The organism is Sphingomonas quercus, from assembly GCF_018863195.1.
Classification (GTDB): Bacteria; Pseudomonadota; Alphaproteobacteria; order Sphingomonadales; family Sphingomonadaceae; genus Solisphingomonas; species Solisphingomonas quercus.
Window position 1 is genome coordinate 131,901 of sequence record NZ_JAHKRT010000007.1, and the last position, 18,323, is coordinate 150,223.

General features: G+C 68.0%; 19 protein-coding genes and 1 tRNA gene. 18 read left to right on the forward strand and 2 right to left on the reverse strand.

From position 1 onward, the window contains the following. The first annotated feature begins 26 nt into the window (after positions 1-26). From ccmC to KOF26_RS13665, 8 genes are all read left to right on the forward strand, one after another. Entirely contained in the window at positions 27-743 is a 717-nt protein-coding gene (gene ccmC, locus KOF26_RS13635; protein ID WP_216325976.1) for a heme ABC transporter permease CcmC, read from the forward strand. Further along, complete coding sequence (locus KOF26_RS17340; RefSeq protein ID WP_301183145.1) at positions 740-868, forward strand: hypothetical protein; 129 nt, start codon at positions 740-742, stop codon at positions 866-868. The genes ccmC and KOF26_RS17340 overlap by 4 nt, the downstream gene beginning before the upstream one ends. After that, positions 865-1,299, forward strand: a complete 435-nt coding sequence (ccmE, locus tag KOF26_RS13640; RefSeq protein ID WP_216325979.1) for a cytochrome c maturation protein CcmE — start codon at positions 865-867, stop codon at positions 1,297-1,299. The genes KOF26_RS17340 and ccmE overlap by 4 nt, the downstream gene beginning before the upstream one ends. Then, complete coding sequence (locus KOF26_RS13645) at positions 1,296-3,236, forward strand: heme lyase CcmF/NrfE family subunit (RefSeq protein ID WP_216325982.1); 1,941 nt, start codon at positions 1,296-1,298, stop codon at positions 3,234-3,236. The genes ccmE and KOF26_RS13645 overlap by 4 nt, the downstream gene beginning before the upstream one ends. Then, entirely contained in the window at positions 3,233-3,763 is a 531-nt protein-coding gene (locus KOF26_RS13650; RefSeq protein ID WP_216325984.1) for a DsbE family thiol:disulfide interchange protein, read from the forward strand. Before KOF26_RS13645 ends, KOF26_RS13650 begins: the two co-directional genes overlap by 4 nt. Next, the gene (locus KOF26_RS13655; RefSeq protein WP_216325987.1) at positions 3,760-4,170 is read left to right on the forward strand and encodes a cytochrome c-type biogenesis protein; all 411 of its coding nucleotides are present in this window, start codon (positions 3,760-3,762) and stop codon (positions 4,168-4,170) included. Before KOF26_RS13650 ends, KOF26_RS13655 begins: the two co-directional genes overlap by 4 nt. After that, positions 4,167-4,790, forward strand: a complete 624-nt coding sequence (locus KOF26_RS13660) for a tetratricopeptide repeat protein (RefSeq protein ID WP_216325990.1) — start codon at positions 4,167-4,169, stop codon at positions 4,788-4,790. The genes KOF26_RS13655 and KOF26_RS13660 overlap by 4 nt, the downstream gene beginning before the upstream one ends. 219 nt (positions 4,791-5,009) lie before the next feature. Next, on the forward strand, positions 5,010-6,938 hold the full coding sequence (locus KOF26_RS13665) for a potassium transporter Kup (protein ID WP_216325993.1): 1,929 nt from the start codon (positions 5,010-5,012) through the stop codon (positions 6,936-6,938). 3 nt (positions 6,939-6,941) lie between these two features. On the opposite strand, the gene KOF26_RS13670 is transcribed toward KOF26_RS13665, so the two are convergent. Then, on the reverse strand, positions 6,942-7,607 hold the full coding sequence (locus KOF26_RS13670) for a glutathione S-transferase family protein (protein WP_216325996.1): 666 nt from the start codon (positions 7,605-7,607) through the stop codon (positions 6,942-6,944). Positions 7,608-7,724: 117 nt separating this feature from the next. Between KOF26_RS13670 and KOF26_RS13675 the strand changes: the two genes are divergently transcribed. Further along, the gene (locus KOF26_RS13675) at positions 7,725-8,228 is read left to right on the forward strand and encodes a 2'-5' RNA ligase family protein (protein WP_216326000.1); all 504 of its coding nucleotides are present in this window, start codon (positions 7,725-7,727) and stop codon (positions 8,226-8,228) included. On the opposite strand, the gene KOF26_RS13680 is transcribed toward KOF26_RS13675, so the two are convergent. After that, on the reverse strand, positions 8,225-8,638 hold the full coding sequence (locus KOF26_RS13680) for a DUF3775 domain-containing protein (protein WP_363182253.1): 414 nt from the start codon (positions 8,636-8,638) through the stop codon (positions 8,225-8,227). The genes KOF26_RS13675 and KOF26_RS13680 overlap by 4 nt on opposite strands. 132 nt (positions 8,639-8,770) lie before the next feature. On the opposite strand from KOF26_RS13680, the gene KOF26_RS13685 reads away from it, so the two are divergent. The 9 genes from KOF26_RS13685 to mltG all read left to right on the forward strand — a co-directional run bounded on the left by KOF26_RS13685 (position 8,771) and on the right by mltG (position 18,322). Beyond that, positions 8,771-8,847 (forward strand) — tRNA-Met (locus KOF26_RS13685). 74 nt (positions 8,848-8,921) lie between these two features. Then, positions 8,922-11,087 (forward strand): penicillin acylase family protein, encoded by a 2,166-nt coding sequence (locus tag KOF26_RS13690; protein WP_216326001.1) that lies wholly within the window; start codon positions 8,922-8,924, stop codon positions 11,085-11,087. A 31-nt stretch (positions 11,088-11,118) separates the two neighbouring features. Beyond that, positions 11,119-11,523 carry a hypothetical protein gene (locus tag KOF26_RS13695; protein WP_216326005.1) on the forward strand — a complete coding sequence of 135 codons (405 nt, stop codon included), beginning with the start codon at positions 11,119-11,121 and terminating at the stop codon, positions 11,521-11,523. A 59-nt stretch (positions 11,524-11,582) separates the two neighbouring features. After that, positions 11,583-13,838: a TonB-dependent receptor gene (locus tag KOF26_RS13700; RefSeq protein ID WP_216326009.1), complete on the forward strand. Its 2,256-nt coding sequence runs from the start codon at positions 11,583-11,585 to the stop codon at positions 13,836-13,838. Further along, a complete protein-coding gene (locus KOF26_RS13705) occupies positions 13,838-15,235 on the forward strand; it encodes a PepSY-associated TM helix domain-containing protein (RefSeq protein ID WP_253201440.1) in 1,398 nt (465 codons plus the stop codon). The genes KOF26_RS13700 and KOF26_RS13705 overlap by 1 nt, the downstream gene beginning before the upstream one ends. A 301-nt stretch (positions 15,236-15,536) precedes the next feature. After that, positions 15,537-15,674 carry a hypothetical protein gene (locus KOF26_RS13710; RefSeq protein ID WP_216326012.1) on the forward strand — a complete coding sequence of 46 codons (138 nt, stop codon included), beginning with the start codon at positions 15,537-15,539 and terminating at the stop codon, positions 15,672-15,674. A 67-nt stretch (positions 15,675-15,741) separates the two neighbouring features. Then, positions 15,742-15,978 carry an acyl carrier protein gene (locus tag KOF26_RS13715; protein WP_216326015.1) on the forward strand — a complete coding sequence of 79 codons (237 nt, stop codon included), beginning with the start codon at positions 15,742-15,744 and terminating at the stop codon, positions 15,976-15,978. A gap of 108 nt (positions 15,979-16,086) precedes the next feature. Beyond that, positions 16,087-17,349 carry a beta-ketoacyl-ACP synthase II gene (gene fabF, locus KOF26_RS13720; protein ID WP_216326018.1) on the forward strand — a complete coding sequence of 421 codons (1,263 nt, stop codon included), beginning with the start codon at positions 16,087-16,089 and terminating at the stop codon, positions 17,347-17,349. 1 nt (position 17,350) lies between these two features. Continuing rightward, a complete protein-coding gene (gene mltG / locus KOF26_RS13725) occupies positions 17,351-18,322 on the forward strand; it encodes an endolytic transglycosylase MltG (RefSeq protein ID WP_216326055.1) in 972 nt (323 codons plus the stop codon). The last annotated feature ends 1 nt before the right edge of the window (position 18,323 follow it).

Here is an 18,323-nt window from a genome sequence, read left to right on the forward strand (position 1 = left end):
AGCTGGGATAAGCCGCCTGGAACACGATGCACATTTTCGCCAACCCTGCCCGTTTCCTGTCGATCGCGCGGCCGCTCACCCCCTGGCTGGGCTGGATCGGCGCGCTGCTGACCGCTGTCGGTCTCGGCGCAGGGCTGTTCATCACCCCGCCCGACTATCTCCAGGGCGAGAGTGTGCGCATCCTCTACCTGCATGTGCCGACCGCGTGGCTCGGCATGGCCGGCTGGTCGGGCATCGCGGTGGCGAGCCTGATGCAGCTGATCTGGCGCCATCCGCTGGCGGCGGTGGCGGCCCGCGCCGTCGCCGTGCCCGGCGCGCTCTACACCGCCATCTGCCTCGCCACCGGCTCGATCTGGGGGCGGCCGACGTGGGGGACGTGGTGGGAATGGGACGGGCGGCTGACCTCGATGCTGATCCTGCTGTTCCTCTACATCGCGTTCATCGCGTTCGCCGCGGCGTCGGACGAGCAGGGCAAGGAGAATCGCGCCGTCGCCATTTTCGGCGTGGTCGGCTCGGCGATCCTGCCCGTCATTCATTATTCGGTGGAATGGTGGCGCACGCTGCATCAGGGCCAGTCGATCAGCCTCACCAAATCCTCGATCGACGGCTCGATCCTTTGGCCGCTGCCATTCTCGCTGCTCGGCCTCACCCTGATCTTCGCGGCGGTGGTGTTGATGCGGATGCGGACGATGCTGGCGCGGCAGAAGGTGGAGGCCCGCATGCGGCGGATGGCGCGCGCATGAATCACTGGCCGTTCATCATCGCCTGCTATGTTATCGGCATCGGCGGCACCGCAGGCGTGCTGCTGTGGAGCTATATCGCCATGCGTCGCGCCGAGGCCCAGGCAGAGGCCATTACCCGCAAATGAAAGCCAAGCACCAGCGGCTGACCCTCGCCATACTGGCGGTGGCGGCGATCATCGGCGCCGCCCTGCTCGCCATGTCGGCGCTCCGCGATCAGGCCGCCTATTTCTACACGCCCGGCGACGTGAAGAAGGACGGCATCCCGGCCGGGCGCGCGATAAGGCTTGGCGGCATGGTCGAGCAGGGCTCGATCGCCCGCGCCGCCGACGGCGTCACCGTCACCTTCCGCGCGACGGACGGCGCAACGGCGGTGCCCGTGCGGTTCAAGGGCATATTGCCCGACCTGTTCAAGGAAGGGTCGGGCATGGTCGCCGAGGGCCGCTTCGAGCCCGGCGGCACGTTCATCGCCGACAATATCCTCGCCAAGCATGACGAACGCTACATGCCGCCGCAGATGGCCGGCGAAATGCACAAGACCGAGAGCCTCAAGAAATGATCGCCGAGGCGGGATTGGCCGCGCTGTGGCTCGCCGCCGCGCTGGCCCTGCTCCAGTTCGTGTTCGGGGCGATGGCGTTGCGGCCGGGCGGCGGGGCGCTGCTCGGCGCGGTGCGGCCGGTGGCGGTGGTCCAGGGCGTGCTGGTGGCACTCGCCTTCGGCCTGCTGGTGCTGTGCTTCCTGCGTACCGACCTGTCGGTCGAGCTGGTGGCGCGCAACAGCCATTCGGCGACGCCGTGGCTCTACAAGTTTGCCGGCACCTGGGGCAACCATGAAGGCTCGATGCTGCTGTGGGTGATGATCCTCGGCGTGGCGGGCGGGGCGGTCGCCCTGCTCGAGCGCCGGCTGCCCGAACCCACCCTGATCGCCACGCTCGCCGCGCAGGCGGTGATCGGCCTCGGCTTCTATGCCTTCCTGCTGTTCGCCTCCAATCCCTTCGCGCGGCTGGCGGCGCCGCCCGCCGAGGGGCTGAGCCTCAATCCGCTGTTGCAGGATCCCGGCCTCGCCTTCCACCCGCCGACGCTTTACATCGGCTATGTCGGCCTGTCGGTGGCCTTCTCCTTTGCGGTCGGCGCGCTGGTGACGCGCGACGTCGGCGCCGATTTCGCCCGCGCGATGCGGCCGTGGGTGCTGGGCGCGTGGATCCTGCTGACGCTCGGCATCACCGCCGGCTCCTACTGGGCCTATTATGAGCTGGGCTGGGGCGGCTGGTGGTTCTGGGATCCGGTCGAGAACGCCTCGCTGATGCCGTGGCTGGCGGCGACGGCGCTCCTCCATTCGGTGACGGTGCTGGCGACGCGCGACGGGCTGCGCGCCTGGACGGTGATGCTAGCGGTGGTCGCTTTCTCGATGTCGATGGTCGGCACCTTCCTGGTCCGCTCGGGCATCCTCACCTCGGTCCACGCCTTCGCCGTCGATCCGCGCCGGGGCAGCTTCATCCTCGCCCTTCTGCTCATCTATATCGGCGGCGCGCTGGCGCTGTTCGCGCTGCGCGTCGGCACCGTGCGCGAGGGCTCCCGCTTTGACATGGTCAGCCGCGAAGGGGCGCTGGTCGTCAACAACCTGCTGCTCTCCGCGATCCTCGGCATCGTGCTTGTCGGCACGCTCTACCCGCTCGCCGTCGAGGCGGTGAGCGGCGAGAAGCTGTCCGTCGGCCCGCCCTATTTCAACGCTGCCGCCGGGCCGCTGGCGCTGATCCTCGTCGCGGTGATGGGGGCGGGGCCGGTGATGCGCTGGCGGCGCGACGATCTCCTGCCGGTGGCGCGCCGGGTGGCGATGCCGCTGCTGCTGGCGGCGGCGGCGCTGCTGGCGGTGGCGCTGCTTGCCCCGGGCATCCATGTCCTGCCGCTGCTCGGGCTTGTTGCCGCGGCCGGTGTCGGCGCGGCCAGCCTGGCGCCGCTGTGGAAGCGCAATCTGCGCCGCACGCCGCTGTTCACCTGGGGGATGGTGATCAGCCACCTCGGCGTGGCGGTGTCGCTGGCCGGAATGGCCTCCGAAAGCGCCTTCACGCAGGAGACGCTGGTCGCCTCGCGCATCGGCGAGACCCACCGGGTCGGCCCCTACAGCGTCCGCCTCGACGGGGTGGAGCCCGTCGTCGGGCCGAACTGGACGGCGGTGGAGGCCAGTCTCACCGTACGTCGCGGCGACGGCCCGCCGACGGTGATGCATCCGCAGGCCCGGATGTTCTCGACCCCGCCGACGGAGACCAACGAAAGCGCCATCGCCACCCATGTCGATGGCCAGCTCTATACCGTGCTCGGCAAGGATGACGGGCAGGGTCGCTGGCAGCTGCGCCTGTGGTGGAAGCCGTTCGTCACCCTGATCTGGGCCGGCGGCGCGCTGATCGCGATCGGCGGGGCCTTGGCGCTGTTCGGCCGCATCCGTCGCGCCGGCCGCGCCCAGCGCGCCGAACGCGCGACGCAAGGGTATCTGGCATGAACAGGAAGCGGCTGATCTGGGTTCCGCTGATCATCTTCGCGGTGCTGGCCCTGGTGTCGATCATCGGCCTTACCCGCCCGAACGATCCGACGATCCGCTCCCATCTGATCGGCGAGGCGCTGCCCGACTTCGCGCTGCCCGCCTCGCAAGCCGGCAAGCCCGGCCTCGCCACCGCCGATTTCCGGCAGGGTCGGCCGCGGCTGCTGAACGTCTTCGCCAGCTGGTGCGTACCCTGCGCGGCGGAGGCGCCGCAGCTCCGCCAGCTCGCCGAGGCGGGCGTGCCGATCGACGCCATCGCCATCCGCGACCGGCCGGCCGACACCGCGCGCTTCCTCGCCCGCTACGGCGATCCCTATGCCCGCATCGCCGACGACAAGGACAGCAGCGTTCAGCTGGCGCTCGGCTCGTCGGGCGTGCCGGAGACGTTCGTGATCGACGGCAAGGGCGTGATCCGTCATCAGCATATCGGCGACATCCGGCCGGAGGACGTTCCCGGCATCCTCTCCGCGCTTCAGGCCGCGCAATGAAGCGCGCGCTGATCGCTCTGGCGCTGATCGCCGCCGCGCCGGCCCTCGCCGATTCGTCGCTGCCGCCGGCCGCGCTGGCCAACACCCAGCTTCCCGATCCGAAGCAGGAGGCGGCGGCCAAGGCGCTGATGGTGACGTTGCGCTGCCTCGTCTGCCAGGGCCAGTCGATCGCCGATTCGGATGCGGAGATCGCCGGCGACATGCGGGCTTTGGTGCGCCGCCGCATCCAGGCCGGGGAGAAGCCGGAGGATATCCGCCAATGGCTGATCGCCCGCTACGGCAACTGGGTGAGCTACGCCCCGCCGGTCGAGCCGGTGACCTGGCCGCTATGGGGCGCGCCGATCCTGCTACTGGTGGCCGGCACCGTCATCGCCCGCGGCTCGCTCAAGCGGAGGCGTCGGACATGACCGGATGGGTGATCCTCGTCGTGCTGGCGGTGGCCGTGGCCGTGGCGTTGATCCGGTTCGGGCGGCTGTCCGGATCGGCGCGGGAGCTGGCGCTGGCGGCGCTGCTCCTCGGTATCGCCGGCTATGCGTGGCAGGGCTCGCCCGGCGAGCCCGGCCAGCCGACCCGCCCGCGCGACATCGGCATGCAGCCGGACAGCGCCTTTGCCCAGCAACGCGGCGCGCTTTTGCAACGCTTCGGCACGTCGGCCCAGTGGCTCGACTTTGCCGACGCGCTGCATCGCATGGGGCGTGATCGAGAATCCGTGATCGCGATCAAGTCCGGCCTCAAGGAGCGGCCGCGCGACGCCAATCTGTGGGTCGGGCTTGGCAACGCGCTGGTATTGGCGGGCGACGGGATGGTCTCGCCGGCCGCGCGTCTCGCCTTCGAACGCGCCGCGCAGCTCGCCCCCGATCACCCCGGACCGCCCTATTTCCTTGCCCTTTCCTACGCCCAGTCGGGGCAGGTCGATCAGGCGCTGGAGATCTGGCGTGCCCTGCTCGCCCGTACTCCGCCGACCGTCGCCTGGCGGGCCGAGATCGAGAAGCGCATCGCCGAGGCCGAGGCTCAATTGCAGCGATAATCGGCGACGGCGCATCCATTGTCGCGCTCGACCATTTGAGCCGGATGAGCCAGGGAAGCGAGTTCTTGTGATGTTCCACTGGCCGCCGGTCCCGTTGCGGTGCAGAATGCCCCATGCTAGGGGCGCCGGCCTGCCGCATGGGGGCGGCTTTGGGGACTTGACCGCCGACATGGTTGCGGGACTGGCTTGTTGTTTCCATGGCTGCGCTGGCCCACGCCGATGAGCGCCGACGCCTCCGCCACGCCGGGTATCGATCAGCCCGCACACGGTCATGAGTTGCATGGCCATTCCCGGCAAGGCACGCCCGCCCTCGCGCTGGGCGCGATTGGCGTGGTGTTCGGCGATATCGGCACCAGCCCGCTCTATTCGCTGAAAGAGGCGTTCGACGGCCATCATCCGCTGTTTCCGGATGTGCTGCACGTCTATGGCGTGCTCAGCCTCGTCTTCTGGACGATGACGGTGATCGTCACGTTCAAATATGTCGCGCTGATCATGCGCGCCGATAACAAGGGCGAGGGCGGCTCGATGGCGCTGCTCGCCCTCATCCAGCGCGCCTCCGGCGCCAAGCGCTGGTCGTCGAGCCTGGTCATGCTGGGCGTGTTCGCCACCGCGCTCTTCTATGGCGATTCCATGGTCACGCCGGCGATTTCGGTGCTGTCGGCGGTGGAAGGGCTGACGACCGTGCAGGCCGGCCTCGAGCCCTTCGTCGTGCCGATCGCCGTCGTCCTGCTGATCGCCCTGTTCCTGCTCCAGGCGCGGGGCACGGAATGGGTCGGCAAGCTGTTCGGGCCGGTGATGCTGGCCTATTTCCTGACGCTGGCGGTGCTCGGCGCGATCAACATCGCCTATCGGCCGGAGGTGCTCACCGCGCTCAACCCGATGTGGGCGGTGCGGTTCTTCGCGGCGGACGGGATGCTGGCCTTTCTCGCGCTGGGCGCGGTGATCCTGTCGGTGACCGGGGCTGAGGCGCTCTATGCGGATATGGGCCATTTCGGGCGCCGGCCGATCACGCTCGCTTGGCTTTATCTGGTCTTCCCGTCGCTGATCCTCAACTATCTCGGCCAGACCGCGCTGCTCGCCAATCATCCCGAGGCCGCACAGAGCAGCCCCTTCTTCCTGCTCGCCTCGGATGAATGGCGCCTGCCGCTGGTGATCCTCGCCACGCTGGCGACGGTGATCGCCAGCCAGTCGGTGATCACCGGCGCCTTCTCCGTCACCCAGCAGGCGATCCAGCTCGGTTTCATGCCGCGCCTGCGCATCGCCCACACCAGCGCCAGCCGGATCGGGCAGATCTACATCCCCGCGCTCAACTGGGGGCTGATGATCATGGTGCTGGGGCTGGTGCTCGGCTTCCGCAACTCGACCAACCTCGCCGCCGCCTATGGCATCGCCGTCACCGGCACGATGTTCATCACCAGCTGCATGCTCGGCGTGCTGCTCTATCGCGTGTGGAACAAGCCATTGTGGATGGCGGTGCCGGTGGCGCTGCTGTTCCTGGTGGTGGATGGCGCCTATTTCTCGTCGAACCTGACCAAGGTGGTGGATGGCGGCTGGTTCCCGCTGCTCGTCGGCCTGATCACCTTCACCATGCTCACCACCTGGGCGAAGGGCCGCCGGCTGATGCTGGATCGGCTGCGCGAGGCGGCGATCCCGGTGAAGGTGTTCGTCCAGTCGGCGGTCAATTCGGCGGTGCGGGTGCCCGGCACCGCGGTGTTCATGACGACCGCGTCGGACGGCGTGCCGCACGCGCTGCTCCACAATCTCAAGCACAACAAGGTGCTGCACGAGCGCGTCATCCTGCTCACCGTCCGCATCGAGGACGTGCCCTATGTCGAGCGCAGCAAGCGGGTGGACTTCACCGATCTCGGTGAGGGCTTCTACCGCGTCGTGCTCCGTTACGGGTTCATCGAGGATCCGGACGTGCCGGCGGCGCTGGCGCTGGTCACCCAATGCGGGCCGCAGTTCCGCATGATGGACACGAGCTTCTTCCTCGCCCGCCAGACACTGCTCGCCTCGTCGCGGCCGGGAATGGCCTTGTGGCGGGAACGTCTGTTCGGCTGGATGATGCGCAACGCCGAAAGCGCGATGGAGTTTTTCCGCCTGCCGACCAATCGCGTCGTCGAGCTGGGCAGCCAGGTCGAGATCTAGCGATCAGACCAGGATCGCCCGTGCCCGCTCGGTGCGCACCCGATCGTCTTCGACAGTGGCGGAAGGGCGGGGCGGCACCTGCTGGGCGCGCTGCACGGCGGGCCGGGCGGCGATCGCGTCATGCCAGCGGGCAAGATGCGGATAAGCCTCGAGGCTGAGCCCCGGCCACCCATGGATCGCCACCCACGGCCATGCCGCCATGTCCGCCACGCCATAGTCAGCGCCGGCGAGATATTCATGCTCGGCGAGTCGTCCGTCCATCACGCCGAACAGGCGGTAGCTTTCCCGCTCATAGCGGGCGATGGCGGCGGGGATCTGCTCGGGGAAATAGCGTTTGAAGACGTTGAGCTGGCCCATCATCGGCCCCAGCCCACCCATCTGCCACATCAGCCATTGTACGGCGACGCTGCGCTGCCTCGGGTCGAACGACAGGAAGCGCCCGGTCTTCTCGGCGAGATAAAGCAGGATCGCCCCCGACTCGAACACCGCAAACCCATCATCGACGATCGCGGGGATGCGACCATTGGGGTTGATCGCCAGGAAATCCGGCTGTTTCTGCTCATTGTCGGACAGAGTGAGAAAATGCGGCGTGTAGGGCAGCGCCGTCTCCTCCAGCATGATCGCCACCTTGTAGCCGTTGGGAGTCGCGGCGGTGTAGAATTCGATCATGCTCCGAGCTCTCCTGACAATCCGCGAGTCTGTTATGGCGAGCATCTGGGGAGAGGGCAGGCCGCTTGCCAAGTGCTATGTTGAAATTTCGCGGCGACCCGATTTTTTGAAACGGATATGCGCGGCCCGATCATTTTAACAGCTTTGTTCAGCGCGGCCGACCACGCCCTGCTGGACGGTCTCCGGCGGGCGCACTACCCGCCCGGCCGCGACCGGGTGCCCGCCCATCTCACCCTGTTCCACCATCTACCGCCCTCGCTGGAGGACGCGCTGAGCGGGCAGGTGCGGCGCATGGCGGCCGGGCCGCCGCCCGCCGCGATCCTCGCCGGAACGATCAATCTCGGCGGCGGCACCGCGCTGCGCGTCCGCTCGCCGGGCCTGGAGACGATACGCGCGGAGCTGGCCGACGCGTTTGCCGGCATGCTCATCCCGCAGGACCGCGCTGCCTGGCGCCCGCACGTCACCATCCAGAACAAGGTGCCCGCCGCCGAGGCCCGCGCGCTCCAGCACGCTCTGGCCGGACGATTCGAGAACCGCCCGCTGGCCATCGCCGGCCTCGGCGCCTGGGAATATCGCGGCGGGCCCTGGGCGCCGCTGGGCCGCTGGGCGTTTCGCGGCTAGTCGATCTGGCCGATGCCTTCGCAGCTCAGGTCGAATGCGGCGAGGCCGGAATCGAGATAGGCCGACAGCATCGGCATCTCGAGCAGGCGTTCCACCGGGTCTTCCGCATCGGGATCGTTGGCGGCTTCCAGCGCCTCATCCCATTCGGAGGCGTCATAGGTGCCGCGCCCGATCAGCGCGAGCGCCAGCACCTCGGCGATCTGGTCGTCCGCCAGGTCCTCCAGCGCCGAGCGCATCTCCTCCTCGACCGCTTCGTTGATGTCATCGTCGAGCACGGCGAACTCGTCATCGACGTCGTCGGGCTCATCCTCATTGTCGGGATCGGTGCCGGGAACCTGCGCCTCCATCTCGCGGCCGCGGATGATCAGGCGGCAGATGGTCTCCAGTGAGATGGATAGGTCCAATGCCATGCGTGCCTCGTCTGCCGGATAACGCGCCCTCAACGTGATCCATGGCAGCGGGTTCCGCAATCGCGAAGGAGGCGGTGCGAGAGGGCAGTTGACCGCATGGTCCGCCCTGTTATAGGGCGCCCCTCGCCTCGGGGCGGAGTAGCTCAGCTGGTTAGAGCAGCGGAATCATAATCCGCGTGTCGGGGGTTCAAGTCCCTCCTCCGCTACCATTCATCCCTTGGGGCCGCTAGGATGCCGGCCGATGCCGAAGCATATCGGCACGCAATGGGGAGGGGGGGCTTTCATGACCTACGCAGCACGCGCCGTGATCCTCGCGGCACTGGCGCTCGCCGGCTCGCCGGTCGAGGCTGCCGAGGGCATGGCCGCCTGGAAGGCGCAGGCGAGCCGCGTCACCATCACCCGCGACGATTGGGGCATCGCCCATGTGAAGGGACGGACGGACGCGGATGCCGTGTTCGGCATGATCTATGCGCAGGCCGAGGACGACTTCAACCGCATCGAGACCAACTATCTCGTCAATCTCGGCCGCCTCGCCGAGGCCGAAGGCGAGAAGGCGGTGTGGCAGGATCTGCGCCAGCGGCTCTACATCGACCCCGTCGCTCTCAAGGCCGATTACGCCAGGAGCCCGGCGTGGCTGAAGACGCTGATGCAGGCCTGGGCGGACGGGCTGAACTTCTATCTCGCCACTCATCCCGGCAAGGCCCGGGTGCTCACCCGATTCGAGCCATGGATGGCGCTGTCGTTCAGCGAGGGCTCGATCGGCGGCGACATCGAGCGCATTCCGCTGTCTCAGCTCGAGGCTTTTTACGGCAAGCGCAAGCTCGCCATGACCGATGTCGAGCTCGGCCGGGTGTTCCGCGAGCCGCAGGGCTCGAACGGCATCGCCATCGCGCCGGGCAACACGCAGGGCGGCCACGCGCTGCTGCTGATCAACCCGCACACCAGCTTCTTCTTCCGTTCCGAGCTGCAGATGACGAGCGACACCGGGCTCAACGCCTATGGCGCGGCGACGTGGGGCCAGTTCTTCATCTATCAGGGCTTCAATGCCCATGCCGGCTGGATGCATACCTCGGCCGGTGTCGACAATGTCGACGAGTTCGCCGAGACGATCGTCCACAGGGGCGACAAGCTCTTCTACCGCTACGGCACGGGGGAGCGGCCGGTAACCACCGCCACCGTCACCTTGAAGGTGAAGGACGCCGGCACGCGTCGCTTCACCGTCTATCGCACCCATCACGGGCCGATCGTGCGCGAGGCCGACGGCAAGTGGATCGCCTTTGCGATGATGTACCGGCCGGTGGCGGCGCTGGAGCAGAGCTTCCTGCGCACCAAGGCGACCAATTACGCCGCCTTCAGCAAGGTCGCCGAGCTCAAGGCCAATTCCTCGAACAACACCCTCTATGCCGACGACCGCGGCACGATCGCCTTCCTGACGCCGCAATTCATGCCGGTCCGCGACAATCGCTTCGACTATACCAGGCCGGTCGACGGCAGCGACCCGGCCACCGACTGGAAAGGCCTGCACCGGCTCGACGAGCTGCCGCGACTCGTCAATCCGGCCAATGGCTGGGTGTTCAACACCAATGACTGGCCATGGTCGGCCGCCGGCAAGGACAGCATCAAGGCGGCCGCCTTCCCGCGCTATCTCGATCAGGTCGGCGAGAACCCGCGCGCCGAACATGCGATCAGGGTGCTGGACGGGATCAAGGACTTTACCCTGCCGTCGCTCATAACCGGCGCCTATGATAGCTGGCTGCCCGCCTTCACGCGGATGATGCCGGCGCTGCTGCGCGCCTATGAAGGGCTTCCGGCGGGCGATTCGCGCCGCGCCGAGCTTGCCGCGCCGATCGCCCTGCTGCGCGGCTGGGACCAGCGCTGGGCGGGCGACTCCACGGCCACCACGCTTGCGGTGTTCTGGGGCGAGAACATGTGGCGCGAGGCGACCGAGCGACTGCCCGCCCACAAGGGCATGTCGCGCTATGACATCATGGCCGATGCCATGCCGGACGACAGCACGCTGGCGGCGCTGTCGCAGGCGGTGGCGCGGCTGAAACAGGATTTCGGCGAGTGGCGGGTGCCGTGGGGCGAGGTCAATCGCTACCAGCGCAACGACGCCGCCATCGTCCAGCAGTTCGACGACGCCAAGCCGAGCGTGCCGGTGCCGTTCGCCTCGGCGCAATGGGGCTCGCTCGCGTCGTTCGGCGCGCGCCGCTATCCGGGCACGAAGCGCTTCTACGGTACCAGCGGCAACAGCTTCGTCGCCGCCGTCGAGTTCGGCCCGAAGGTGACGGCGCGGGCGGTGTCCGTCGGTGGCGAGAGCGGCGATCCGGCCTCGCCGCATTTCTCCGACCAGATCCAGCGCTATGCCAGCGGCGACCTCCGCCCGGTTTATTTCTATCCGGACGATCTCGCCAGCCACGCCCGGCGCCGTTATCGCCCCGGTGAGTGACAACCCCGCCGATGTGGCGTAATCGCCGCCCATGACCGCGGGGATCCGGCAATCGAGGGCGTCGCGCGACCTGTTCGTCGCGCTGGCTTTCCTCGTCCTGCTGATTCGCACCCTGGTGCCCTCCGGCTTCATGCCGGTGGCGATGGACGACAAGGTCGTCATCCAGCTCTGCACCGGCGCCGGCCCCGCCAGCATCGTCATTGATCGTGACGGCGGCAGCGATCACCATCCGGCCGACGAACACAAGGCGTCCGATCACCCGTGTACTTACTCGGGCGGCTTCACCGGGGGCCTGCTCGATGCCGTCCCGCCGCGATTGGCCGCGCCGCTGGTTCACGCGGTGACGCTGCCCTTCGGCGCGGCGCTGGCGGACCTCACCGTCCACCGGCTCGCTGCCCCGCCGCCGCCGGCGATCGGCCCGCCGCCCACCCTCTGACCGCCACGCGCGACGCCCGTTCGTCGCTCGTTTCATGCTGTCGGACATGGGGGCTTCCCTTGAAAACCATCTGTTTCCTCGCGCTCGCGGCCGGTGTGGCCGCGGCGCCCGCCTTTGCTGGCGAAGGCCCGGGCCAGCCGGGCGACGACGCCATCCTCGTCATCGGCCAGCAGGACGCGCCGATCACGGTCGCGCCGCGTGGCCTGTCCGTCTCGCTCGGCAAGGCCGAGTTCGATGCCGTCAACGCCGTCAATGTCGAAGATCTGATGAAGTACGCGCCCAATTTCTACGTGCGCAAGCGCTTCGCCGGGGATGACAATGCCGTGGTCGCGCTGCGCGGCGCGAACACCGTGCAGAGCGCCCGCACGATCGTGCTCGTCGACGGCTTTCTCGTCTCCAACTTCCTCGGCAACCGTTATGATTATCCGCCGAAGTGGAATGTCGTCGGCCCTTCCGAGGTGCGCCAGTTCGACATCGTCTACGGTCCCTATTCGGCCCGCTATGGCGGCAATTCGATGGGCGGCGTCATCTCCGTCACCACCGACGCGCCGGAGGGCACCGCCATCTACGGCACGGCGCAGAGTTTCGTCATGCCGTTCAAGGACTATGGCATCGACGAAAGCTTCGCGGGGTACAGTGTCGAGGGCGGCGCCTCGTGGACGCAGCGGGATGGGCCATGGCGTATCCGCGGCAGCTTCCGCCACTTCGCCAATACCGGCCAGTCGATGACCTACAACCTGCTCAGCCCGGCGAGCGGAGCAGGGGCGGCCATCCCCGTGACCGGTGCCTATGACGATGCGCGCCTGTCCGCGCCGGTGTTCGGCGCCGCCTCCCCCGTCGATGTGGCGCAGGATCAGGCGCGCCTGCGCATCGGCTATCAGGCAGGCGACTGGCTGATCGAGGCGCTCGGCTTCGTCTGGAAGACCCGGCAGGACCTCACCGATCCGCGCAGCTTCCTTACCAATGCCGCCGGCGACCCGGTCTATCAGGGCCGCGTTTCCTATGAGGGGCAGGTGTGGAACGCCACCGGCCTCAACTCTTCGGTCAGCCGCCGCACCGAATATCTTGCCGGCCTCAAGCTCGACGGCCCGATCGCGGGGTGGGACATCTCCACCAATCTGTCGCGCTACTGGATCCCCCACGCGGACAGCCGCACCTCCAACAACTACGCCACCGGCCGGTCGTTCGGCGCCGGCACGCAGGCGGTGCAGGATAATCCCGGCTGGTGGAGCGGCGACGTCACCGCCGAACGTCGGATCGGCGCGCACAAGCTCGCCTTCGGGCTTAACGCCAGCCTCTACGAGACCGCGCAGGACAGCTATGCCACCGCCAATTGGCGCAGCGCCGCCGCGCCGCTGTTCACCGCCGCGACCGGCGGCAAGACAAGCCTGTGGGGCCTGTGGCTGGAGGATGGCTGGGCGCTGGGCGCATTCACCCTCACCGGTGGGGTGCGTTATGATCGCTGGCGGGCGTTCGGCGGGGCGATCAGCGGGGTCATCTTCGGCGGAACACGGGTCGATTCCCGTTACCCCAGCCGCCGGGACGATTCGATCAGCCCTAAGCTCAGCCTTCAGGGCCGGCTGCCCGGCGAGATCGACCTGCAACTGAGCTTCGGCACGGCGACCCGCTTCCCGACCGTGGGCGAGCTGTTCCAGGGCCGCTTCGACACCGACCTGCGGGCAATCGATCCGCAAAGCTTCGATCCGAATCTCAAGCCGGAGAAATCAAAGGACGCCAATCTTGTCCTGGCGCGGCGCTTCGGCCGGGTGCGGGCGACGGCGAGCGTCTTCTACCAGTCCATCGACGACGCCATCTTCAGCTTCAGCGGGCTCAACCAGTTCGGCACCGTCGTCACCTCGTACAAGAATGTCGACCGGGTCCGGCAATATGGCGTGGAGCTGATCCTCGAGGCCAAGAACTTCCTCGACGGGCTCGATATCGATGCCAATGCCGCCTGGACCGACGCGGAAACCGTGCGCAACCGCGCCAATCCGGCGGCGGAGGGCGTGCAATTCCCGCGCATCCCGCGCTGGCGGGCCAATGGCAATATTCGCTATCGCCTCGCCGGGCCGGTGAAGCTGTCGCTCGGCTGGCGTTACGCTTCGCGGCCCAATTCGGACCTGTTCGGGCTGCAGCGTGGCGGCGCCTATGGCTTCCAGACCGAATATTTCTTCGTCGACACCCGCGCCTCCTGGGCGATCAGCAAGACGCTGGAGCTGAGCGCGGGCGTCGACAACCTCCTCAACGACCGGGCCTACGTCTCGCATCCGCTGCCGCAGCGGACGTTCGTGGCCGACATCAAGGCGAAATGGTGATGACGATGCGCACGCTATCGACCGCTTTCGACCGGGCCGGCCTTTATCGCACGATCTGGCGCTGGCATTTCTACGCCGGGCTGCTGGTGATCCCGTTCGTGCTGCTGCTGTCGGTGACCGGCAGCTTCTACCTGTTCAAGCCGCAGGTGGAGCGCTGGGAGGAACGCGCCTTTCAGGGCCTGCCGGGCACCGGCGCGGTGTCGGCAGAGCGGCAGGTGGCGGCAGCCCTCGCCGCGTTCCCCGGGGGCCGCTTCAACGCCTATCGCCTTCCGGAGCGGCCGGGTGACGCGCCGATGGTCCATCTCGCGCTGGCCGATGGCCGGGCGATGCGCGACGTGTTCGTCTCGCCGCAGGGCAGGGTGCTTGGCAGCCTCGATCCCGACGCGCGGCTGATGGAACTGGACAAGCGCATCCATGGCGAGCTGCTGCTCGGCAAGCGCGGCAGCTGGCTGGTCGAGCTGGCGGCGAGCTGGGCGATCGTGCTGGTGCTTTCCGGCCTCTACCTGTGGTGGCCGCGGGGGCGGGGACTCGCCGGGGTGCTCTGGCCGCGCCTTGGCGCCGGCCGCAGGATGTTCTGGCGCGACCTGCACGCCGTCACCGGTTTCTGGATATCGGCGCTGGTGCTGGTGCTGCTCACCACCGGCCTGCCCTGGGCCGGGCTATGGGGCAGCGCCTTCAAGGCGGCGCGTACCGAACTCGGCTGGGTCAAGGGGCCGCAGGACTGGACGATCGGTGGCGAGGCGCCGGTCGACGAGGTCAACGATCCCCATGCCGGACATGATCACGCCGCGATGATGCAGATGGCGTCGATGGAGCCGGCCAGCGCCCCCGCCGGCCTCGACGCGATGGTCGCAAGCGCGGCGCAGGCGCGGCTTGCCTTCCCGGTGATCGTGACCCCGCCGGGCGCACCCGGCGCCTTCGGCCGGCCCGGGGCAATGGTGTGGAGCGTCCGTTCCGACGCGCAGAACCGCCCCTTGCGCGCCAGCATCACCTACGACGCCGCCACCGGGCGCGAGCTGTCCCGCGAGGGCTTTGCCGATGGCCATCTCGCCGATCGCGTCGTGGGCTATGGCATCGCCTGGCATGAGGGGCAGCTGTTCGGCTGGGTGAACCAGCTGATCGGCGTGCTCACCGCGATCGGGCTGCTGACGATGGCGGTAAGCGGCTTCGTGCTGTGGCGACGGCGCAAACCGCAAGACGCGCTTGGCGCCCCGCCACCGGCCAGCGTGCCGGCGCGCATCGGCGGCGTGGCGCTGATTCTGCTGGCGCTGGCGGCGCTGCTGCCGCTGCTCGCCGCCTCGCTGCTCCTGCTGTGGCTGGTCGAGCGCCTGGTGCTGCCCCATCTGCCCGGGCTCGCGCGCTGGCTGGGTGTGCCACTGCGGGACGTTCGTGCTTGATGCGATTGATTCGCGCCAGTCAGGCCGCTTATGAGGCATTCCCGAGGGTGGGCGGCCAGGTGAAGGCCGCCGTGTGCTTACCGGCGAACATCTTTCGTTCTACCGCAGAAATTGCCCGATCTACAGGTTTTCCCCAAGAAAATCCCCAGGAGGCGGAGGATCGGGGATGTCCTCGGGCACAGAAACGGGTAGAAATTCGTTAGGACCGCCGGTCGAACCATTCATCTTCAGGGAATTGGTACGGGTCTTGTCCATGGAGCGTGTGCGAATCTTGCAGTCGACCGCGGAACGCTATCGGATGATGGCGGGCACCATCACCGATCAGGACGTTGCGCGTCGTCTGCTTGACTATGCGGACGAGCTGAGGGCCAAGGCGCGCCAGCTCAGTGACGCTCAAGGCGGCGATCCGGGCCGCCAAGGGGAAGCCGCCGAGGTCTGACCTATTGCCAGCATGCTAGGCTACGTTTAGGGCACGGCAAAACAGGCCTGATGAAAGGTAACGGGACATGAGCGAGACCGCCGAGCGCGTGAAGAAGATCGTCGTCGAGCATCTGGGCGTCGAGCAGGAGAAGGTGACCGAGGACGCGAGCTTCATCGACGACCTCGGTGCCGACAGCCTCGACATCGTGGAGCTGGTGATGGCGTTCGAAGAAGAGTTCGGGGTCGAGATCCCGGACGACGCCGCCGAGAAGATCACGACGGTGAAGGACGCCATCAGCTACATCGACAACAATAAAGGCTGACGGCTTTCAGGCCCGGTGACGGGCGAGCCGCGGATTCAATGACGGCTCCCCGGAACCTCCGGGGAGCCGTTTCCATTCTCAGCCGATAATGCCCCAAGGAGAACGTGGATGCGCCGCGTTGTAGTGACTGGATTGGGTCTCGTGACGCCGCTCGGCGCCGACGTGGAAACCGCCTGGGCCAACCTCATCGCCAGCAAATCGGGTGCCGGCCCCATCACCCGCTTCGACGCTTCCGACCAGGCATGCCGGGTGGCCTGCGAGGTGAAGCCGGCCGATCACCCCTGGGGCTTCGATCCCAACAAGCGCGTCGACCACAAGGTGCAGCGCCAGGTCGACCCGTTCATCATCTACGGCATCGACGCTGCCGGTCAGGCACTCGAGGACGCCGGCCTCACCGGAATGTCCGAGACGGAGCGGCTGCGCGCCGGCCTGTCGATCGGCGCGGGCATTGGCGGCCTGCCCGGCATTGAGCACGAATCGATCGTGCTGCACGAGAAGGGGCCGCGCCGCGTTTCCCCGCATTTCGTGCATGGCCGGCTGATCAACCTGATCTCCGGTCAGGTCTCGATCAAATATGGGCTGATGGGCCCGAATCACGCGGTCGTCACCGCCTGCTCGACCGGCGCCCACTCGATCGGCGACGCCGCGCGGATGATCGCGCTCGGCGACGCCGACGTGATGCTCGCCGGCGGCGCGGAGGGCGCGATCTGCCCGCTCGGCATCGCCGGCTTCGCGCAGGCGCGGGCGCTGTCCACCGCTTTCAATGATCAGCCGGAAAAGGCCAGCCGCCCCTATGATCGCGACCGCGACGGCTTCGTCATGGGCGAGGGCGCAGGCGTCGTCGTGCTCGAGGAATATGAACGGGCCAAGGCGCGCAGCGCCAAGATCTATGCCGAGCTGGTCGGCTACGGCCTGTCGGGCGATGCCTATCATGTGACCGCCCCGCACCCGGAAGGCTCGGGGGCGTTCCGCTCGATGGAAATGGCCCTGAAGAAGTCCGGCCTGACGCTGGCCGACATCGACTATGTCAACGCCCATGGCACTTCGACGCCGCTCGGCGACGAGCTGGAGCTGGGCGCCGTCCGCCGCCTGTTCGGTGATCAGATCGGCCATATCTCGATGTCGTCGACCAAGTCGGCGATCGGGCATCTCCTCGGCGGGGCCGGGGCGGTGGAGTCGATCTTCTGCATCCTCGCCATGCGCGACCAGATCGTGCCGCCGACCCTCAACCTCGATAATCCGAGCGAGAGCTGCGAGGGGGTCGACCTGGTACCGCTCGTCGCCAAGAAGCGGCAGGTGCGCGCCGTGCTCAACAACAGCTTCGGCTTCGGCGGCACCAACGCCAGCCTAATCTTCAAGCCGGCCGAATAGGATGCGCCGCCCGGTCCGCGTTCTCCTGCTGCTGCTGATCGTGGCGGCGGTGGTCGGACTGGGCACCGTCTGGCGTTTCTGGTGGGCCGAAGGCCCCCTCGCCAGGCCGGCGACGGTGACGATCGCGGACGGCTCGACGATCATCACCGCCTCACGACAGCTGGAACGGGCCGGCGCGATCCGGTCGGCGGACTGGTTTCGCCGGCTGGCGACGCGGCTCGGCGCGCATGATCCGATCAAGGCCGGCGAGTTCGAGCTGCCGGCCCATGCCAGCGCCTCGCGCATCCTCGACATCCTCCAGCATGGCCAGCCGGTCCGCCGCCTGATCAATGTGCCCGAGGGAATGCCGTCGGTGCTGGTCGCCGAGAAGCTTGCCGCCGAACCCTTGCTGGCCGGCCCGGTCACCGTGCCGGCGGAAGGCTCCGTCCTCCCTGACAGCTACAGCTTCGAGCGCGGCGAGGCCCGCGCCGCCGTGCTCAAGCGCATGCAGGCGGCGATGGACAAGGAACTCGCCGCGCTGTGGGCGAAGCGTCGCCCCGACACCGTGGTCAAGACCCCGCGCGAGGCGATCATCCTCGCCTCGGTGGTCGAGAAGGAAACCGGCGTCGCTGCCGAGCGGCCGATGGTCGCCGCCGTCTATGCCAACCGGCTGCGGCTCGGCATGCCGCTCCAGGCGGACCCGACCGTCATCTACCCGATCACCCGGGGCAAGCCGCTCGGGCGCCGCATCCGCGTGTCGGAGCTGCGCGCCAAGAACGGCTACAACACCTATGCGGAGCCCGGCCTTCCGGCCGGGCCGATCGCCAATCCCGGGCGCGATTCGATCGCAGCGGTGCTGGCGCCCGCGGATAGCAAGGCGCTCTACTTCGTCGCCAACGGCAAGGGCGGCCACGTCTTCGCCGACACGCTGGCGGAGCATAATGCCAATGTCGCCAAATGGTATGCGATCAGGCGGTCGCGCGGGGAGATGTAGG